Below are 13,946 nucleotides of genomic sequence, written 5' to 3' on the forward strand. Positions count from 1 at the left end.
CTTTGGCAGCCCCCGACCACACCCATAAACTGCCCCAAGCTCGATCTTGCTCACGAAGTTCAGATTCAGCTCGAAGGTTGGTGAGACGGTTTGAAGAAGTTCGCAGGTCTGCTGAGTATCGCGGCAGTTGTCGGCGGAGTGGTCGGTGGTGGAGTCGCGACGGCGGATGAAGCTCCCGAGAAATTGTGCACCATCACCTACCCCACGCCGGATGACTTCTCGGTGCAGGCTTCGACCGAGGTGTTCGTCGAGCAATTGGGTGGCGGGGCGGTCGCGTTCACCGCGAAGACGGATGCGCAGTCGGTTCAGCCCTATGATCAGCGGTTTCATGTGACCTGGTCAAATCTCGACACCGGCAAGAACGGACAGGACGAGACTTCCGCCCAGGTGACGGGACCGAACAATGTGCTGACGATTCCGCGGGTCGAGACCAAGCCGGGACGGATCCCGCTGGTGTTGTCGATTGCGAATCACGGGTCGGCGCAGAACTACACCAATGGGGACTGCCAGGTGGAGTACAAAGTCGACTGAGAGCCGGACGAGATGCGAGTGCCCGGCTGGCGGGCACTCGCATTTTTGTTTATTCGGGGGCCCGCAGATTGCGGTCGAGCAGGGCGAACAGTTCTCGGAAGTGCCGTTCGGTCGCCTCGGCGTTGTAGACCGAGGTGTCGGACTGGGTGTAGCCGTGGTGGGCGCCCACGTACACCTCGGTGCGATGGCGGACCCCGGCCTCGGCGAGGGCCTTGTCGAAGGCCTCGATCTGGTCGGCGTTCATCGAGTGGTCCTGGTCGGCGTGGCCGAAATACAGTTCCGCGGTGATGGTTCCGACCTGCAGATGCGGGCTGTCGGGGCCGTCGGTGATCAGACCGCCGGTGTGGAAGCCCGCGGCAGCGGCCACGCGGTACGGATAGGCGGCGGCGGTGCGCAGGGCCTGGCGGCCGCCCATGCAGTAGCCGGTGGTCGCGACCGGACCCGCGGCGGTGTGCTCGAACGCGGACAGCCAGTCCAGGTAGGCGCCCGCGTCGCGCACAGTGATCTCGGGGGTCAGCCCGTGCACCAGCGGCATGATCTTGCCGAACAGATCGGGACGCTCGGCGAAATCGATGAACTCGGGCAATTCGACCACGGGTGCGCGGCCGTGCCGGTAGAGCAGGTTGGGGGCCAGCACCGTGTAGCCGTGCTCCGCGATGCGGTCGACGATCGCGCTCAACGCGGGGCGCAGGCCGAAGGCATCCATATAGAGCAACACTCCCGGGTGTGCCGCGCCGTCGTCCGGGTACGCCACATACGCGTCGGCCACTCCGTCCGGCATGGGCACATCCACCGAAAGACCTTGCACAGCAGTCATGATTGAAATCTCCTCATGCGTCAACGTCGTCGGTCCGCACCGAGCGGAGGTATGTCCTCCAGTTCCGGTGCCAGGCACCAGCCTTCCATGTCGAAGCGAATCGCGTCGTGGTCTCGCCATGCCCAGGCACGCGATCGCCACGTTCGTGGTCGCGACCGCGATGCCGGTACGGTTGAACCCGTGACCGGTCGCATCGCCATCGATGACACGGCCCCGTCCGTCCCCGGCGGCTTCCCGGCGAAGGCGGTGGTGGGTGAGGTGTTCCCGGTGCGGGCCGTGGTCTGGCGCGAGGGACACGACGCGGTGGCCGCCACTCTCGCGGTTCGCGCCCCGGGCAGCGCCCGGCTGCAGCGGATCCGAATGTCGCCCGACTACGAGCCCGACGTGTTCAACGCGATCTTCATCCCCACCGAACCGGGCCTGTGGACCTTTCGCGTCGAGGGCTGGAGCGATCCGATCGCCACCTGGCGTGCCGCGGTCGAGGCCAAACTGGCCGTGGGGCAGAGCGCCGCGGATCTGGCCAACGACCTGGAAATCGGCGCGCAGCTGCTGGATCGGGCCGCGCAGAATGTGCCGAAGAATCAGTGGGAACGATTGCGCGCCGCGGCCGCCGCCCTGCGCAGCGACGCCCAACTACCGGCCCGGGTCGCCCCGGCGTTCGGCGCGGAGGTGACCGAGATCCTGCGCGAGACGCCGCTGCGCGAAATGGTCAGCCGCGGTCCGCAGGGTTCGGTGCTGGTGGAGCGGACGCGCGCGCTGTTCGGCTCGTGGTACGAATTCTTCCCCCGATCGACCGGCGGCCGCGACGCCGAGGACAACCCCGTACACGGCACCTTCGCCACCGCGGCCAAGGACCTGCATCGCATCGCGGCCATGGGTTTCGATGTCGTCTACCTGCCCCCGATCCATCCCATCGGCAAGGTGAACCGCAAGGGCCGCAACAACTCTCTGACCGCCGAACCCGGCGACGTCGGCTCGCCGTGGGCCATCGGCTCCGACGAGGGCGGCCACGATGCCATCCATCCACAGTTGGGCACGGTCGAGGATTTCACCGAATTCGTCTCCACCGCACGTGAACTCGGCCTCGAGGTCGCGCTCGATCTGGCCCTGCAGTGCGCCCCGGACCATCCGTGGGTACGCGAACATCCCGAGTGGTTCACCACCCTGCCCGACGGCACGATCGCCTTCGCGGAGAATCCGCCCAAGAAGTACCAGGACATCTACCCGCTCAACTTCGACAACGAGCCCGACGGGCTCTACGCCGAGGTCCTGCGCGTGGTACGGCACTGGATCGCGTTGGGCGTCACCATCTTCCGCGTCGACAACCCACACACCAAACCGGTGGACTTCTGGGAGTGGCTGATCACGCAGGTCCGCCGCACCGATCCGGAAATCCTGTTCCTGTCCGAGGCGTTCACCCGCCCGGCCCGGCTCTACGGTCTGGCGCGGCGCGGATTCGCCCAGTCCTATACGTATTTCACCTGGCGCACCGGGAAACAGGAGCTCGCCGAATTCGGCCTGGAGCTGGCGGCCAAGGCCGACCAGGCGCGACCCAATCTGTTCGTCAACACCCCGGACATCCTGCACGAGAGCCTGCAGCACGGCGGTCCGGGCATGTTCGCCATCCGCGCGGTGCTGGCCGCCACGCTCGCGCCGACCTGGGGCGTGTACTCCGGATTCGAACTGTACGAACATCTCGCGGTGCGGCCGGGCAGCGAGGAGTACCTCGACTCGGAGAAGTACGAGCTGCGCCCGCGCCCGTTCGCCGAGGCCGCCGCGCGCGGAGAATCGTTGGAGCCGTGGCTGACTCGGCTCAATGAGATCCGCCGCGCCCATCCGGCGCTGCAGCAGCTGCGCTGTATCGCCTTCCATCACGTCGACAACGATGCGCTGCTGGCGTATTCGAAGGTGGATCCGGTATCCGGCGATGCGGTTCTGATCGTGGTGAATCTGAATCCGTACGGACCCGAACAGGGCATGGTCTCGCTCGACATGCCCGCGATCGGCCGTGAGTGGCACGACCATCCGGTGGTCTTCGACGAGGTCAGTGGCGAGGAATACCACTGGGGCCAAACGAATTACGTCCGCCTCGACCCGGTCAACGCGGTCTCGCACATCCTCGCGCTGCCCTCGGTGTCGGCGTCCGCGCGCACCGAGCTGGCGTATCGGAGGACCTTCTCGTGAACCGCCGCGACCTCATGCTGCTGGCCGCCGGCACGCATGCGGACCCGCACACGGTGCTCGGGGCGCATCCGCATCCCGACGGCACTGTGATCAGAACCCTTCGGCCGCATGCGGATTCGGTGGCGGCGCGGATCGGCGAGAAGGACTTTCCGCTGGACCATGTGGCGCACGGGCTGTTCGAGGGCGTCGTCCCGTTCTCGGAGCTGTGGGACTACCGGCTGGTGGTGTCCTATCCGGGTGGGCAGACCGTGCTGACCGCGGACGGCTACCGATTCCTGCCCACGATCGGCGAATTGGATCTGCATCTGCTGGGTGAGGGCCGCCACGAACGGTTGTGGGATGTGCTCGGCGCGCATCCGCGCCGCTATACCACCCTCGACGGTGAGGTCACCGGCGTCTCGTTCGCCGTGTGGGCGCCCAATGCCCGCGGGGTGAGCGTGATCGGGGACTTCGACGGGTGGAGCGGAAATACCGCGCCCATGCGGAAATTGGGCGGATCCGGGGTGTGGGAGCTGTTCGTGCCCGGGATCGGGGTGGGCGCGAAATACAAGTTCCGCGTGCACGGCGCCGACGGGCGCACGGTCGATCATGCCGATCCGCTGGCGTTCGCGACCGAGGCCCCTCCGGCGACAGCGTCGGTGGTCACCGCGAGCGAATACCAATGGCGGGACCAGGATTGGCTGGCCGCGCGCGAGAGCACCGACTGGACGCGGGCGCCGATGAGCGTCTACGAGGTGCATCTGGGCTCGTGGCGACCGGGGCTCGATTATCGGGAAGCGGCCGATCAGCTCGCGGAATATGTTCGCGGGCAAGGTTATACGCATGTCGAGTTGCTGCCGATCGCGGAGCATCCGTTCGGCGGTTCGTGGGGCTATCAGGTCACCTCGTACTATGCCCCAACCGCGCGATTCGGTACGCCGGACGACTTCCGGGCCTTCGTCGATCGGCTGCACAGTGCGGGTATCGGGGTGCTGCTCGACTGGGTGCCCGCACACTTCCCTCGTGACGAATGGGCTCTGGCTCGTTTCGACGGCACGCCGCTCTACGAGCACGGCGATCCGCGCCGGGGCGAGCAGTTGGATTGGGGCACCTACGTTTTCAACTTCGGCCGCTACGAGGTGCGTAACTTCCTGGTGGCCAACGCGCTGTATTGGATCGAGGAGTTCCACATCGACGGACTGCGCGTCGACGCGGTGGCCTCGATGCTGTATCTGGACTACTCCCGCCCCGAGGGCGGCTGGGAGCCCAATGTCAACGGCGGGCGCGAGAATCTGGAAGCCGTTGCGTTCCTTCAGGAAATGAACGCGACGGTGCACAAACATCATCCCGGCGTGGTGACCGTCGCCGAGGAGTCCACCAGTTGGCCCGGCGTCACCCGCGCCACCGATGTCGGCGGCCTGGGCTTCACGATGAAGTGGAATATGGGCTGGATGCACGACACGCTCGGCTATCTCGGCCGCGATCAGATCCATCGCAGCTGGCACCATAACGAGATCACCTTCTCGATGGTGTACGCGTGGAGCGAGAATTTCGTGCTGCCGATCAGTCATGACGAGGTCGTGCACGGTAAAGGAACGCTGTGGACGCGGATGCCCGGCGACGACTGGGCGAAAGCCTGTGGGGTGCGGGCATTGCTGGCCTATATGTGGGCCCATCCCGGTAAGCAGCTGTTGTTCATGGGCCAGGATTTCGGGCAGTTCCGGGAGTGGTCACACGATCGCGGGCTGGACTGGGGTGAACTGGATAACCCGCTGCACAATGGAATCCGGGTCCTCGTACGCGATTTGAACACCGCCTACCGCGCCCACCCCGCGCTGTGGACCCAGGACACCTCCCCCGGCGGCTACGCCTGGATCGAGGCCGACGACCGCACCAACAATGTCATCGCATTCCTGCGCCACGGCTCCGACGGCTCCCTCGTGGCCTGCGTCTTCAACTTCTCCGGCGCCGAACACCGCGACTATCGCGTAGGGCTGCCCGCGGGCGGACGCTGGCAGGAGGTCCTCAACACCGACGCGGAGACCTACGGCGGCAGCGGAATCGGCAACCTCGGCGGCGTCGAGGCCACCGAACAGCCCTGGCACGGGCGACCCTATTCGGCCGCGGTCACGCTGGCCCCCAACAGCGCGGTCTGGCTCGCGCCGGAATAACGTTCAGAACTTCCAGGGCGTCGCCAGCTCGGGAACCAGGCAACCGTACGTGTTCGAGATCGAAATATCATGCCCCCGAAGGGTTCCCTCCACCCGCAACTCCACCGGGTAGTACCGGAAACACCGAACCTCGGCGTTCTCCTCGGGCAGCCCGAGCCCACCCCCAGCCGCGAGATACCCACAGGCCCCAGCCGCATCCGGATGCGACCCACCATCGGGCCGACAGATCAACGTAACCGACCGCACCCCCTGATCCGGATCCGTCCGACTGAAGACCAACTCGGTCTCCCCCCGCCCAGCCGAAGCACTCCCCGCCGAAACCAACACCCCCGCAAGCACAACCACAGCCGCCCCGAAATGCGCCACAGGCAAAACCAACCGCATCGCTCCCCCTTTCCACTCCCATCGTAATCCGCTCAGCCCGAGTCGGTTCCACGACTTTCGCTGGGAACGAGAATCCCCGTGCCGGGCGCTGGGCGCCCGGCACGGGGAACAGCGGAAGGACGCTCAGGCCAGGAACAAAGGGCCGAGCTCAGGGCCAAGAACGAAAGTCGACGCTCAGAGCGAGGAACAGAGGGCGACGCTCGGGCGTGGAATAAGCAGGACGCTCGGGCGAAAGGCGAAGACCGCCCGCTCAGGCCCCTTGCTCATCGCTCGCACGCTCAGGCTCTCGCTTTCCGTCAGTACAGCGCAGTAGCCAGCTTGCGGCGGGCCGCCACCACGATGGGGTCCGCTGTGTCGAACAGCTCGAACAGCTCCACGAGGCGGGTGCGGATGCGGTTGCGGTCGTCGCCTGCTGTGCGCTTGATCAGATTGATCAGGCGGGTGAACGCTTCCTCGGGCTGTTGGTTGAACAGTTCGAGGTCGGCGGCGGCGAAGGCGGCTTCTATATCGGTGGGGGACGCGTCGGCCTGGGCGATTGCGTCGGCGGGGAGGTTTTGGGCCCGGGTGTAGAAGCGGAGTTGGCGCAGGGCCGACTTGGCGTCCTGGTTGGCGGGTTCCTCGGCGAGGATGCGCTCGTAGGCGGCCTCGGCCGCAGGGATGTCGCCGCGTTCGATGGCGGCCTCGGCGGCGTCGAAGCGCGGGTCGGCGGGAGGTTCGGGGGCCTCGGCGGGGTCGGCGCCCTCAGCGCCGGGCAGGCGGCCCTGGACCGCGTCGACCACGGCGGCGAGCCACTGGCGGACCTGAGGTTCGGACTGGGCGCCCTGGAAGTCGGCCAGCGGCTGGCCCGCGGCGACCGCGATGACCGTCGGAATGCCCTGCACACCGAAGGCTTGAGCGATGCGCATATTGGGTTCGGCCTCGACGGTGGCCAGATCCCAGCCACCGTCGCCCTCCCCGAGCAGCCGCTCGAACAGCTTGACCAGTTCCACACTGCCGGGACTGCGCTGCGAGTACAGGACGACGACTACCGGAACCTCGAGCGAACGCCGCAGTACCTTGGTCTCGAAATCGGCCTCGGTGACCGCGTGATCGCTCGGAACGTCTCCGGCGGCCGGCTGTTTCAGAGCGGACAGATCCACCGCACCGGACATGGCGGCGGCAACGGCGGGCGAAGGACGTCGTGCAGCAGGTCGAGTCACGAGTTCCAGTTTGTCACGAACCCGCGGGGGCGGGCGCCGGGGATTGGCTCAGCTCGCCCAACTGCCCGCTGCGGATGGCCCAGCGCTCGAATAAGACCGAGGTGAACGGGATCACCGACGAGACAAGTCCGAGCGCCAGCGTCTTGGCCGGCCAGTGATACTCACGAGTCGCCAGCAGTAGGTTCAGCGCGAACATGAGGAATATGAACCCGTGCAGCAGCCCGAATACCATCACCGGCCACGTGATCGGGTCGGGAAGCCGCTTGAGCACCGAGCCGGTCAGCAGCAGCACCCAGGACACCGCTTCCAGCACTCCGAACAACCGCACCCGCTTGGCGACGGTACTCAGGTCGAAGAATTCACCCATGCCTGCCATTGTGCCGCAGGTCTACGACACCTCGTAGTTCTGTGTTCTATGCCACAGCTTTTCAGGCCCGGATGATCAGGGCGTCACCCTGACCGCCACCACCGCACAGCGCCGCCGCGCCGATCCCGCCGCCGCGCCGCTTCAGCTCCAGCGCCAGATGCAGCACCAGCCGCGCACCCGACATGCCGATCGGATGCCCGATGGCGATGGCGCCGCCGTTGACATTGACCTTCGCGGGATCGATGCCCAGCTTGCGAGTGGAGGCGATACCCACCGCGGCGAACGCCTCGTTGATCTCCACCAGATCCAGGTCAGCGGGCGAAATACCCTCGCGGGCACAGGCTTTGGCGATCGCGTTGGCGGGCTGATCCTGCAGGGAGGAGTCCGGACCGGCCACCACGCCCGCCGCGCCGATCTCGGCGATCCAGCTCAGCCCGAGCTCCTCGGCCTTGGCCTTGCTCATCACGACCACCGCGGCCGCGCCGTCGGAGATCTGCGAGGCCGAACCGGCGGTGATGGTCCCGTCCTTGCGGAAGGCCGGACGCAGCTTGCCCAGCGTCTCCGTCGTGGTGTCGGCGCGAATGCCCTCGTCCTGGCTCACCAGGATCGGATCGCCCTTGCGCTGCGGCACCGCCACCGGCACCACCTCGTCGTCGAATAGGCCGTTCTTCCACGCGGCCGCGGCCTTCTGATGCGAGGCGGCCGAAAAGGCGTCCTGCTCCTCGCGGCTCAGCTGGTCGACATCGTTGCGGGCCTCGGTCAGCGCACCCATCGCCTGATCGGTGAACGCGTCCCACAGACCGTCGAGGGCCATGTGGTCGCGCATCGTCACATCGCCGTATTTGAAGCCCTCACGACTCTTCTCCAGCAGATGTGGGGCCTGGGTCATCGACTCCTGGCCGCCGGCGACGACGATCTCGTACTCCCCCGCGCGAATCAGCTGATCCGCCAAGGCGATTGCGTTGATGCCCGACAGGCAGACCTTGTTGACCGTCAGCGCCGGCACATCCATCGGAATACCCGCGGCCGCGGCGGCCTGCCGCGCGGGGATCTGACCCGCGCCGGCGGTCAGCACCTGCCCCATGATCACGTAGTCGACCCGATCCGGCGCGACCCCGGCGCGTTCCAGCGCCGCCTTGATCGCGAAACCACCCAGATCCGAGCCGCTGAAGTCCTTCAGCCCACCCAGTAGCCGACCGACCGGGGTGCGCGCACCGGAGACGATGACGGAGGTGGTGGTCACGATGAACCTCGTTTCTCGATTTCACAGATCGCCGTCGACGGAACGAGCCGCCTCGTACTCCACGGTAACCGGTGTGCTCCCGGCACGACCATGCAGGTGCGCGCTACCGTTCGAGGGGTGAGCACCCCCGATACGTCCGAATTCATCCCCGCCGACTATGTGATCGCGATCGACCACGTCGGCGTCGCGGTCCCCGACCTGGACACCGCTGTCACCTGGTACTCCGAACATCTCGGCATGATCGAGACCCATCGTGAGGTGAACGAGGCCCAGGGCGTGCACGAGGCGATGCTGTCGCTGCCGGGCGCCGGAGACGATTCGACTGCTCTGCAGTTGCTGGCTCCGGCCAACGCGGATTCGACCATCGCCAAGTTCATCGATCGCAACGGTCCGGGTCTGCAGCAACTCGCCTACCGCGTGACCGATATCGACGCCGTGGCAACCCATCTGCGAGGCCGTGGACTTCGTTTGCTGTACGAGGCGCCCCGGGCCGGAACCGCGGGTTCACGCATCAACTTCGTACACCCGAAGGATGCTGGCGGTGTGCTCATCGAGCTCGTCGAGCCGGCGGCGAATCCTACTCACTAGTACCGCAATCCGGCCGCGGAAAGTTGTCGTAACTACATTCGCGGTCGGGTCACCATGGTGGGGCACCAGGCTGTAGTTTGTGGGGCATGTCGTCCACTGAGCCCGATCGCAATCGCTTCGTCGCGTTGCCCTTTACGGTGGTCCGGAAGGGTTACGACCGTGACGAAGTACGCAATTACTTCGACCGTTTCGATGCCGAACTGAGGGTCACCGCCACCGACCGCGATGCCGCCGCGGCGCAGGCCCGAAACCTGGCCGCCCAGCTGGAAGACGCGCGGGACGAAATCGACGAACTGCGTAAGGAAGTCGATCGTCTGTCGGTGCCGCCGACCACCGCGGAGGGTATGAGCGACCGCATCTCGCGGATGCTGCGCCTGGCCTCCGACGAGGCGTCCGAGGTTCGCGCGCAGGCGCAGGCCGAGGCCGCCGAGATGATCTCCATCGCGGAGCAGCAGGCCACCGAGATGCGTGGCAAGTACGAATCGCTGCTCGGCGAGACCAAGGAGAAGCGCGAGGCGCTCGAGGTCGAATTCGAGCAGACCCTCGCCAACGCCCGCGCCGAGGCCACCAAGATCGTCGAGGCCGCCCAGGCCGAGGCCGACCGCATCACGAAGGAAGCCGAGGCCAAGCGTAAGGCCGCGCAGCAGGACTTCGAGGTCACCATGGCCGAGCGGCGCACCAAGCTCACCCGCGCGATGGAGGAGCTCGAGGCCACCAGCCGTTCCGAGGCCGCCCAGCGCATCAAGGACGCGACCGACGAGTCCAACCGTCTGGTCACCTCCGCCACCCAGCAGGCCGATCGCAAGATCGCCCATGCCAAGGAACTGGCCGAGGAGATGCGCGTGCTGCGCGGTCGAGTCCTGGCCCAGCTCCTCGGTATTCGCGGCCAGCTGGATTCGGTTCCGGCCATGCTCGCCGCGGTCAACCGTGAGAGCGAACTGCTCGACGGCGCCCCGGAGCAGCGCTCGCTGTCCGGTAAGCAGTCCGGCGCCAATCGGCAGAAGGCCATTCCGGACGCGAAGGCCGACGCCGAGGAGGACGACGTAGACGCCGCCGAGCGCGAGAACGCCGAAGTCTCCAGCTAGTACGCCGAATCCCATCGGGCGACAAACCACCACCCGTTCCAGGGCCGCCCCCGACTCGTCGGGGGCGGCCTTCCTTATGTCGCCCACCGCTCTGACCTCGATCGCACCGTCGCCCGCCGATATGGACCGCACGGAATCCGGGCACCGGTTCGGCATCGATGAGAATTCGGTGATGTCGGGCCGCAGTCCCATTCTGGTTGCAAGCGCCCGCAATTTGGCCGCCTCTGCCTACTACGTTTACGACAATGCCGGAAATACCGCCGCGAATCCGGTCCAGCGGTACCCAGGTAACCCCAGCGCCTGTCTACAAATAGATTGGCAGAATGAGCCCGAACGGCTCACGCACACTCTGGAGCAGCTGATCGCTCAGGACCAGCGACGCGTGATGCCGCGGGTGTGCCGACCCTTCCAGCAGCCGGTATGCCAGTGTCGTCGATCGTCTTCGCCGCCGTGGGCGGGCCAAGCCACGATGTGCGCGACCCCGGGCGGGATCTCGTGATCACACCCCGGGCAGCGATAGGTCTTGACCGCGCGACTGCCGGGAATCGTGCGCACGTTGTAGGTCTCGTCGCCGCCCGGGCCGTATTCGGTCCGGCCGAAAACGTCGCCGAGCGGGCGCGGTCCCTCCGGGAACCGCGCCGGCTTGCTGGGACGCGGTTTCCGGCGGGGCATGGTATCGAGGTTAGAACAATCGGAATTCGGCGCTCTCCGTGCCCCGCAGGGCGTCGTAATCGAGCGTCAGACAACGGATTCCGCGATCGGTGGCCAGCGTACGGGCCTGTGGCTTGATCAGCTGGGCCGCGAAGACCCCGGTCACCGGGGCCAGCAGCGGATCCCGGTTGAGCAGTTCCAGATATCGAGTGAGCTGTTCGACGCCGTCGATCTCGCCGCGGCGCTTGATCTCCACGGCCACCGTCGCGCCGCCCGCGTCGCGGCAGAGGATGTCGACCGGTCCGATGGCGGTCATGTATTCGCGGCGGATGAGGCTGTACCCGTCGCCGAGGGTGTGGATGTGCTCGGCCAGCAGCTCCTGCAGATGAGCCTCGACACCGTCCTTCACCAGACCCGGATCGATGCCCAGATCGTGCGAGGAGTCGTGTTCGATCTCCTCGACGGTGATCCGCAACTCCTCACCGGCCTTATTGGTCACCACCCAGAGTTTGCCTGTCTCCGAATCGGATTCGCGCTCCTCCAGCCAGCACGGCGGGCTCATCCAGTTCAACGGTTTGTAGGAACCGCCGTCGGAATGGACCAGGACCGAACCGTCCGCTTTCATCATCAGCAGCCGGCGAGCCATCGGGAGGTGAGCGGTGAGCCGACCCACGTAGTCGACCTGACAGCGAGCAATCACGAGGCGCACCTGAGGCACTTTAGGCCAGTGCCGCGCCCGCGCGGAATTCAGCCCACGAGCAACAGGTAGCCGAGGGCCGAGGCGACGATCAGCAGTCCGGTCTCGAACCAGGTCAGCTTCGGCAGCGCGAGGCCGCGGATGCGCAGGGCCCAGAAGCCCGCCAGCAGGCCGATCGAGACGGCCAGCAGATGTCCCACATTGGTGAAAGTCCGGCCCATCACGACGCCCGCGACGGCGACGGCCAGCCAGGTGATCGCCCAGGTGGGTCGCCACCGATGCGGAAGCAGTGCGAAGAAGGCTCCGATGAGGGCAAGGGCGCCGTAACTGATGCCGACGTCCTCGGCGCGGGTGATGTCCACCGGCAGCCAACCGGCCTCCACAGCCACCCACAGGCCCAAAGCGACCAGCAGCGTGGCACCGATATGTCCGGCCAGGAAGATCCGAATCACCTGCCACGCACCGAATCTCAATTCAGCGAGGGCCAGCAGGGACACCAGCAGCGGGATGATCACCAGTGCGGCGGAATTGTCGCCGATGACCAGGGCGCTGGAGAACAGGGTGCCGAAGTGGCCGCGGAGCAGATTGTGCAGATTGGTGCTCGCGTGCAGCACGATCTTGTTCTGCATGGAATCCGTCATAACCGACAGCGATACCGCCACGGCAATGAGCGCTGCCACATACGCGTAGGTCACCGGCAGCAAGAATCGACGCCAGCCACGACGACCGGTCGCGACCTGTCCACTCGATGCCTCCGACGCGGGCGCGGACAGCACCACCATCGCGTCCCCTTCCGAACTCCACCGGCAGCCGATCCGCCGGACCTACCTGTTGATGATCCTTTTCAGGACTTCGGACGGGCTCCCCGATCCTCGAGACTTCACTGTGAATCGGAGAGCCGCCGTATCCGAATGATGCCCCAGCGTAGCGAGGGCAAACCGGTTGTGCAGAACTGAGCTGGTGGTGGGGGTAGCACTACCTGGTCAGCCGCGGGCGAACCGCTCCAGGCCCCCTCGGTCGCCGTTGAATTGGACGGCCTCCCCCGGGACCTTGGCTCGGTGGTCGGCGTAGACCCAGAACATGTGGGAGGTCCAGCCCGCGGGCAGGGCGCCGGGCGTCTTCGCGTAGTTGGCGATCGACAGCGGGTTGTCCCCACCGAAGGTGGCGTCGTTGGCGGTGCACTGCTTCCACCAGCTGGTGGTCGTGTGGATGATGGGGTATCGATCGGCTCTTGCCCTGTAGGTATTGCTGAAGTCCTTGATCCAGTTCACCATCGCGGCGGCGCTCAGGCCGTAACACGTATCCGACCCGGCCGCTTCCAGATCCACGGTGCCCGGTAGCGTTTCGCCGTCGCCCTGCCAGCCGCCACCGTGGGCGAGGAAGTAATTGGCCTGGGCCGCACCGCTGCTCGCATTCGGCCGAGCGAAGTGGTATGCGCCCCGGATCAGACCGGTATTGGTCGCCCCGGTGTACTGAGAATTGAACTGGGGGCTCGTATAGCTGGGGCCGTCGGTCGCGTTCGCGATGGCGAAGTCGATTCCGGCGGACTTCACCGCCTCCCAGTTGATCTTCGTCTGGCTGGCGCTGACCGATATCCCCTCGGGCGGGTTGGGCGCCGCGGCGGCGTACGGCGTCTGCGTACCCGTCAGCGCGGCGACGGCAATCAACAGCATCGCCGCCATAGCTCTACGCGAAGTCATCGCTCTCCCTGAATCGCTCCGGTGACTACTCGATGATCTGCATGACTGAGCGGATGTACCCGCACACCCTTGCATTCGCGACTACCGAAGTCGTGGATGGGATGACTCGCGCGTGTCCGAAAAATGGTTCGGATACGCGGAAGGCCCCGACCAAACGGTCGGGGCCTTCGCGAATTATGTTCCGGCGGTGTCCTACTCTCCCACACCCTGGCGAGTGCAGTACCATCGGCGCTGGCAGGCTTAGCTTCCGGGTTCGGAATGGGACCGGGCGTTTCCCCACCGCTATAACCGCCGTAACTCTATGAAACTATCCACGCGCGAGACCCTCAATTCGAGCCTCGAGCATACGT

Annotated in this window: 14 protein-coding genes and 1 rRNA gene; 5 read left to right on the forward strand and 10 right to left on the reverse strand. The window is 66.2% G+C overall.

The genetic code is table 11. The features are described from left to right. Positions 1 to 90 precede the first annotated feature (90 nt). On the forward strand, positions 91 to 531 hold the full coding sequence (locus NP4_RS31400; protein WP_068005694.1) for a hypothetical protein: 441 nt from the start codon (positions 91 to 93) through the stop codon (positions 529 to 531). Positions 532 to 580: 49 nt separating this feature from the next. Here the strand turns inward: NP4_RS31400 and NP4_RS31405 are convergent, their stop codons facing one another. After that, a complete protein-coding gene (locus NP4_RS31405; protein WP_068005695.1) occupies positions 581 to 1,348 on the reverse strand; it encodes a dienelactone hydrolase family protein in 768 nt (255 codons plus the stop codon). A 180-nt stretch (positions 1,349 to 1,528) separates the two neighbouring features. On the opposite strand from NP4_RS31405, the gene NP4_RS31410 reads away from it, so the two are divergent. Next, positions 1,529 to 3,532, forward strand: a complete 2,004-nt coding sequence (locus tag NP4_RS31410) for an alpha-1,4-glucan--maltose-1-phosphate maltosyltransferase (RefSeq protein WP_068005696.1) — start codon at positions 1,529 to 1,531, stop codon at positions 3,530 to 3,532. A gap of 14 nt (positions 3,533 to 3,546) precedes the next feature. Next, positions 3,547 to 5,682 carry a 1,4-alpha-glucan branching protein GlgB gene (gene glgB / locus NP4_RS31415; RefSeq protein ID WP_082876384.1) on the forward strand — a complete coding sequence of 712 codons (2,136 nt, stop codon included), beginning with the start codon at positions 3,547 to 3,549 and terminating at the stop codon, positions 5,680 to 5,682. A gap of 3 nt (positions 5,683 to 5,685) precedes the next feature. Here the strand turns inward: glgB and NP4_RS43475 are convergent, their stop codons facing one another. From NP4_RS43475 to NP4_RS31435, 4 genes are all read right to left on the reverse strand, one after another. After that, the gene (locus NP4_RS43475; RefSeq protein ID WP_068005701.1) at positions 5,686 to 6,066 is read right to left on the reverse strand and encodes an SSI family serine proteinase inhibitor; all 381 of its coding nucleotides are present in this window, start codon (positions 6,064 to 6,066) and stop codon (positions 5,686 to 5,688) included. A gap of 296 nt (positions 6,067 to 6,362) precedes the next feature. After that, entirely contained in the window at positions 6,363 to 7,217 is an 855-nt protein-coding gene (locus NP4_RS31425; protein ID WP_068005703.1) for a tetratricopeptide repeat protein, read from the reverse strand. Between the two features lie 61 nt (positions 7,218 to 7,278). Next, complete coding sequence (locus NP4_RS31430) at positions 7,279 to 7,632, reverse strand: DUF3817 domain-containing protein (protein ID WP_082876381.1); 354 nt, start codon at positions 7,630 to 7,632, stop codon at positions 7,279 to 7,281. A gap of 61 nt (positions 7,633 to 7,693) precedes the next feature. Continuing rightward, the gene (locus tag NP4_RS31435; protein WP_174556192.1) at positions 7,694 to 8,875 is read right to left on the reverse strand and encodes an acetyl-CoA C-acetyltransferase; all 1,182 of its coding nucleotides are present in this window, start codon (positions 8,873 to 8,875) and stop codon (positions 7,694 to 7,696) included. Between the two features lie 90 nt (positions 8,876 to 8,965). Here NP4_RS31435 and mce point away from each other — a divergent pair, with 90 nt between their 5' ends. Both mce and NP4_RS31445 read left to right on the forward strand, forming a co-directional pair. Next, the gene (gene mce, locus NP4_RS31440) at positions 8,966 to 9,463 is read left to right on the forward strand and encodes a methylmalonyl-CoA epimerase (RefSeq protein WP_068005706.1); all 498 of its coding nucleotides are present in this window, start codon (positions 8,966 to 8,968) and stop codon (positions 9,461 to 9,463) included. An 86-nt stretch (positions 9,464 to 9,549) separates the two neighbouring features. Continuing rightward, positions 9,550 to 10,548, forward strand: a complete 999-nt coding sequence (locus NP4_RS31445) for a coiled-coil domain-containing protein (RefSeq protein ID WP_068005707.1) — start codon at positions 9,550 to 9,552, stop codon at positions 10,546 to 10,548. A 366-nt stretch (positions 10,549 to 10,914) separates the two neighbouring features. On the opposite strand, the gene NP4_RS42005 is transcribed toward NP4_RS31445, so the two are convergent. The 5 genes from NP4_RS42005 to rrf all read right to left on the reverse strand — a co-directional run bounded on the left by NP4_RS42005 (position 10,915) and on the right by rrf (position 13,892). Then, positions 10,915 to 11,220, reverse strand: coding sequence for an Rv1322 family protein (locus NP4_RS42005; protein WP_062515292.1), 306 nt, complete (start codon positions 11,218 to 11,220; stop codon positions 10,915 to 10,917). Positions 11,221 to 11,230: 10 nt separating this feature from the next. Beyond that, on the reverse strand, positions 11,231 to 11,908 hold the full coding sequence (nucS, locus tag NP4_RS31455) for an endonuclease NucS (RefSeq protein ID WP_068005708.1): 678 nt from the start codon (positions 11,906 to 11,908) through the stop codon (positions 11,231 to 11,233). 38 nt (positions 11,909 to 11,946) lie between these two features. Continuing rightward, positions 11,947 to 12,678, reverse strand: a complete 732-nt coding sequence (locus tag NP4_RS31460) for a rhomboid-like protein (protein WP_068005709.1) — start codon at positions 12,676 to 12,678, stop codon at positions 11,947 to 11,949. Between the two features lie 201 nt (positions 12,679 to 12,879). Continuing rightward, positions 12,880 to 13,596, reverse strand: coding sequence for a GH25 family lysozyme (locus tag NP4_RS31465; RefSeq protein ID WP_068005710.1), 717 nt, complete (start codon positions 13,594 to 13,596; stop codon positions 12,880 to 12,882). A 179-nt stretch (positions 13,597 to 13,775) separates the two neighbouring features. Continuing rightward, a 5S ribosomal RNA gene (rrf, locus tag NP4_RS31470) occupies positions 13,776 to 13,892 on the reverse strand. Positions 13,893 to 13,946 lie beyond the last annotated feature (54 nt).

This window comes from Nocardia pseudobrasiliensis NBRC 108224 (genome assembly GCF_001613105.1).
Classification (GTDB): Bacteria; Actinomycetota; Actinomycetes; order Mycobacteriales; family Mycobacteriaceae; genus Nocardia; species Nocardia pseudobrasiliensis.

What these genes read in the sequence shown, in the direction of transcription:
- NP4_RS31405 (WP_068005695.1), bottom strand. Translation starts at nt 1,348, where the DNA reads ATGACTGCTGTGCAAGGTCTTTCGGTGGATGTGCCCATGCCGGACGGA.
- glgB (WP_082876384.1), top strand. Translation starts at nt 3,547, where the DNA reads ATGCTGCTGGCCGCCGGCACGCATGCGGACCCGCACACGGTGCTCGGG.
- NP4_RS43475 (WP_068005701.1), bottom strand. Translation starts at nt 6,066, where the DNA reads ATGCGGTTGGTTTTGCCTGTGGCGCATTTCGGGGCGGCTGTGGTTGTG.
- NP4_RS31425 (WP_068005703.1), bottom strand. Translation starts at nt 7,217, where the DNA reads ATGTCCGGTGCGGTGGATCTGTCCGCTCTGAAACAGCCGGCCGCCGGA.
- NP4_RS31430 (WP_082876381.1), bottom strand. Translation starts at nt 7,632, where the DNA reads ATGGGTGAATTCTTCGACCTGAGTACCGTCGCCAAGCGGGTGCGGTTG.
- mce (WP_068005706.1), top strand. Translation starts at nt 8,966, where the DNA reads ATGCAGGTGCGCGCTACCGTTCGAGGGGTGAGCACCCCCGATACGTCC.
- NP4_RS31445 (WP_068005707.1), top strand. Translation starts at nt 9,550, where the DNA reads ATGTCGTCCACTGAGCCCGATCGCAATCGCTTCGTCGCGTTGCCCTTT.
- NP4_RS42005 (WP_062515292.1), bottom strand. Translation starts at nt 11,220, where the DNA reads ATGCCCCGCCGGAAACCGCGTCCCAGCAAGCCGGCGCGGTTCCCGGAG.
- NP4_RS31460 (WP_068005709.1), bottom strand. Translation starts at nt 12,678, where the DNA reads ATGGTGGTGCTGTCCGCGCCCGCGTCGGAGGCATCGAGTGGACAGGTC.
- NP4_RS31465 (WP_068005710.1), bottom strand. Translation starts at nt 13,596, where the DNA reads ATGACTTCGCGTAGAGCTATGGCGGCGATGCTGTTGATTGCCGTCGCC.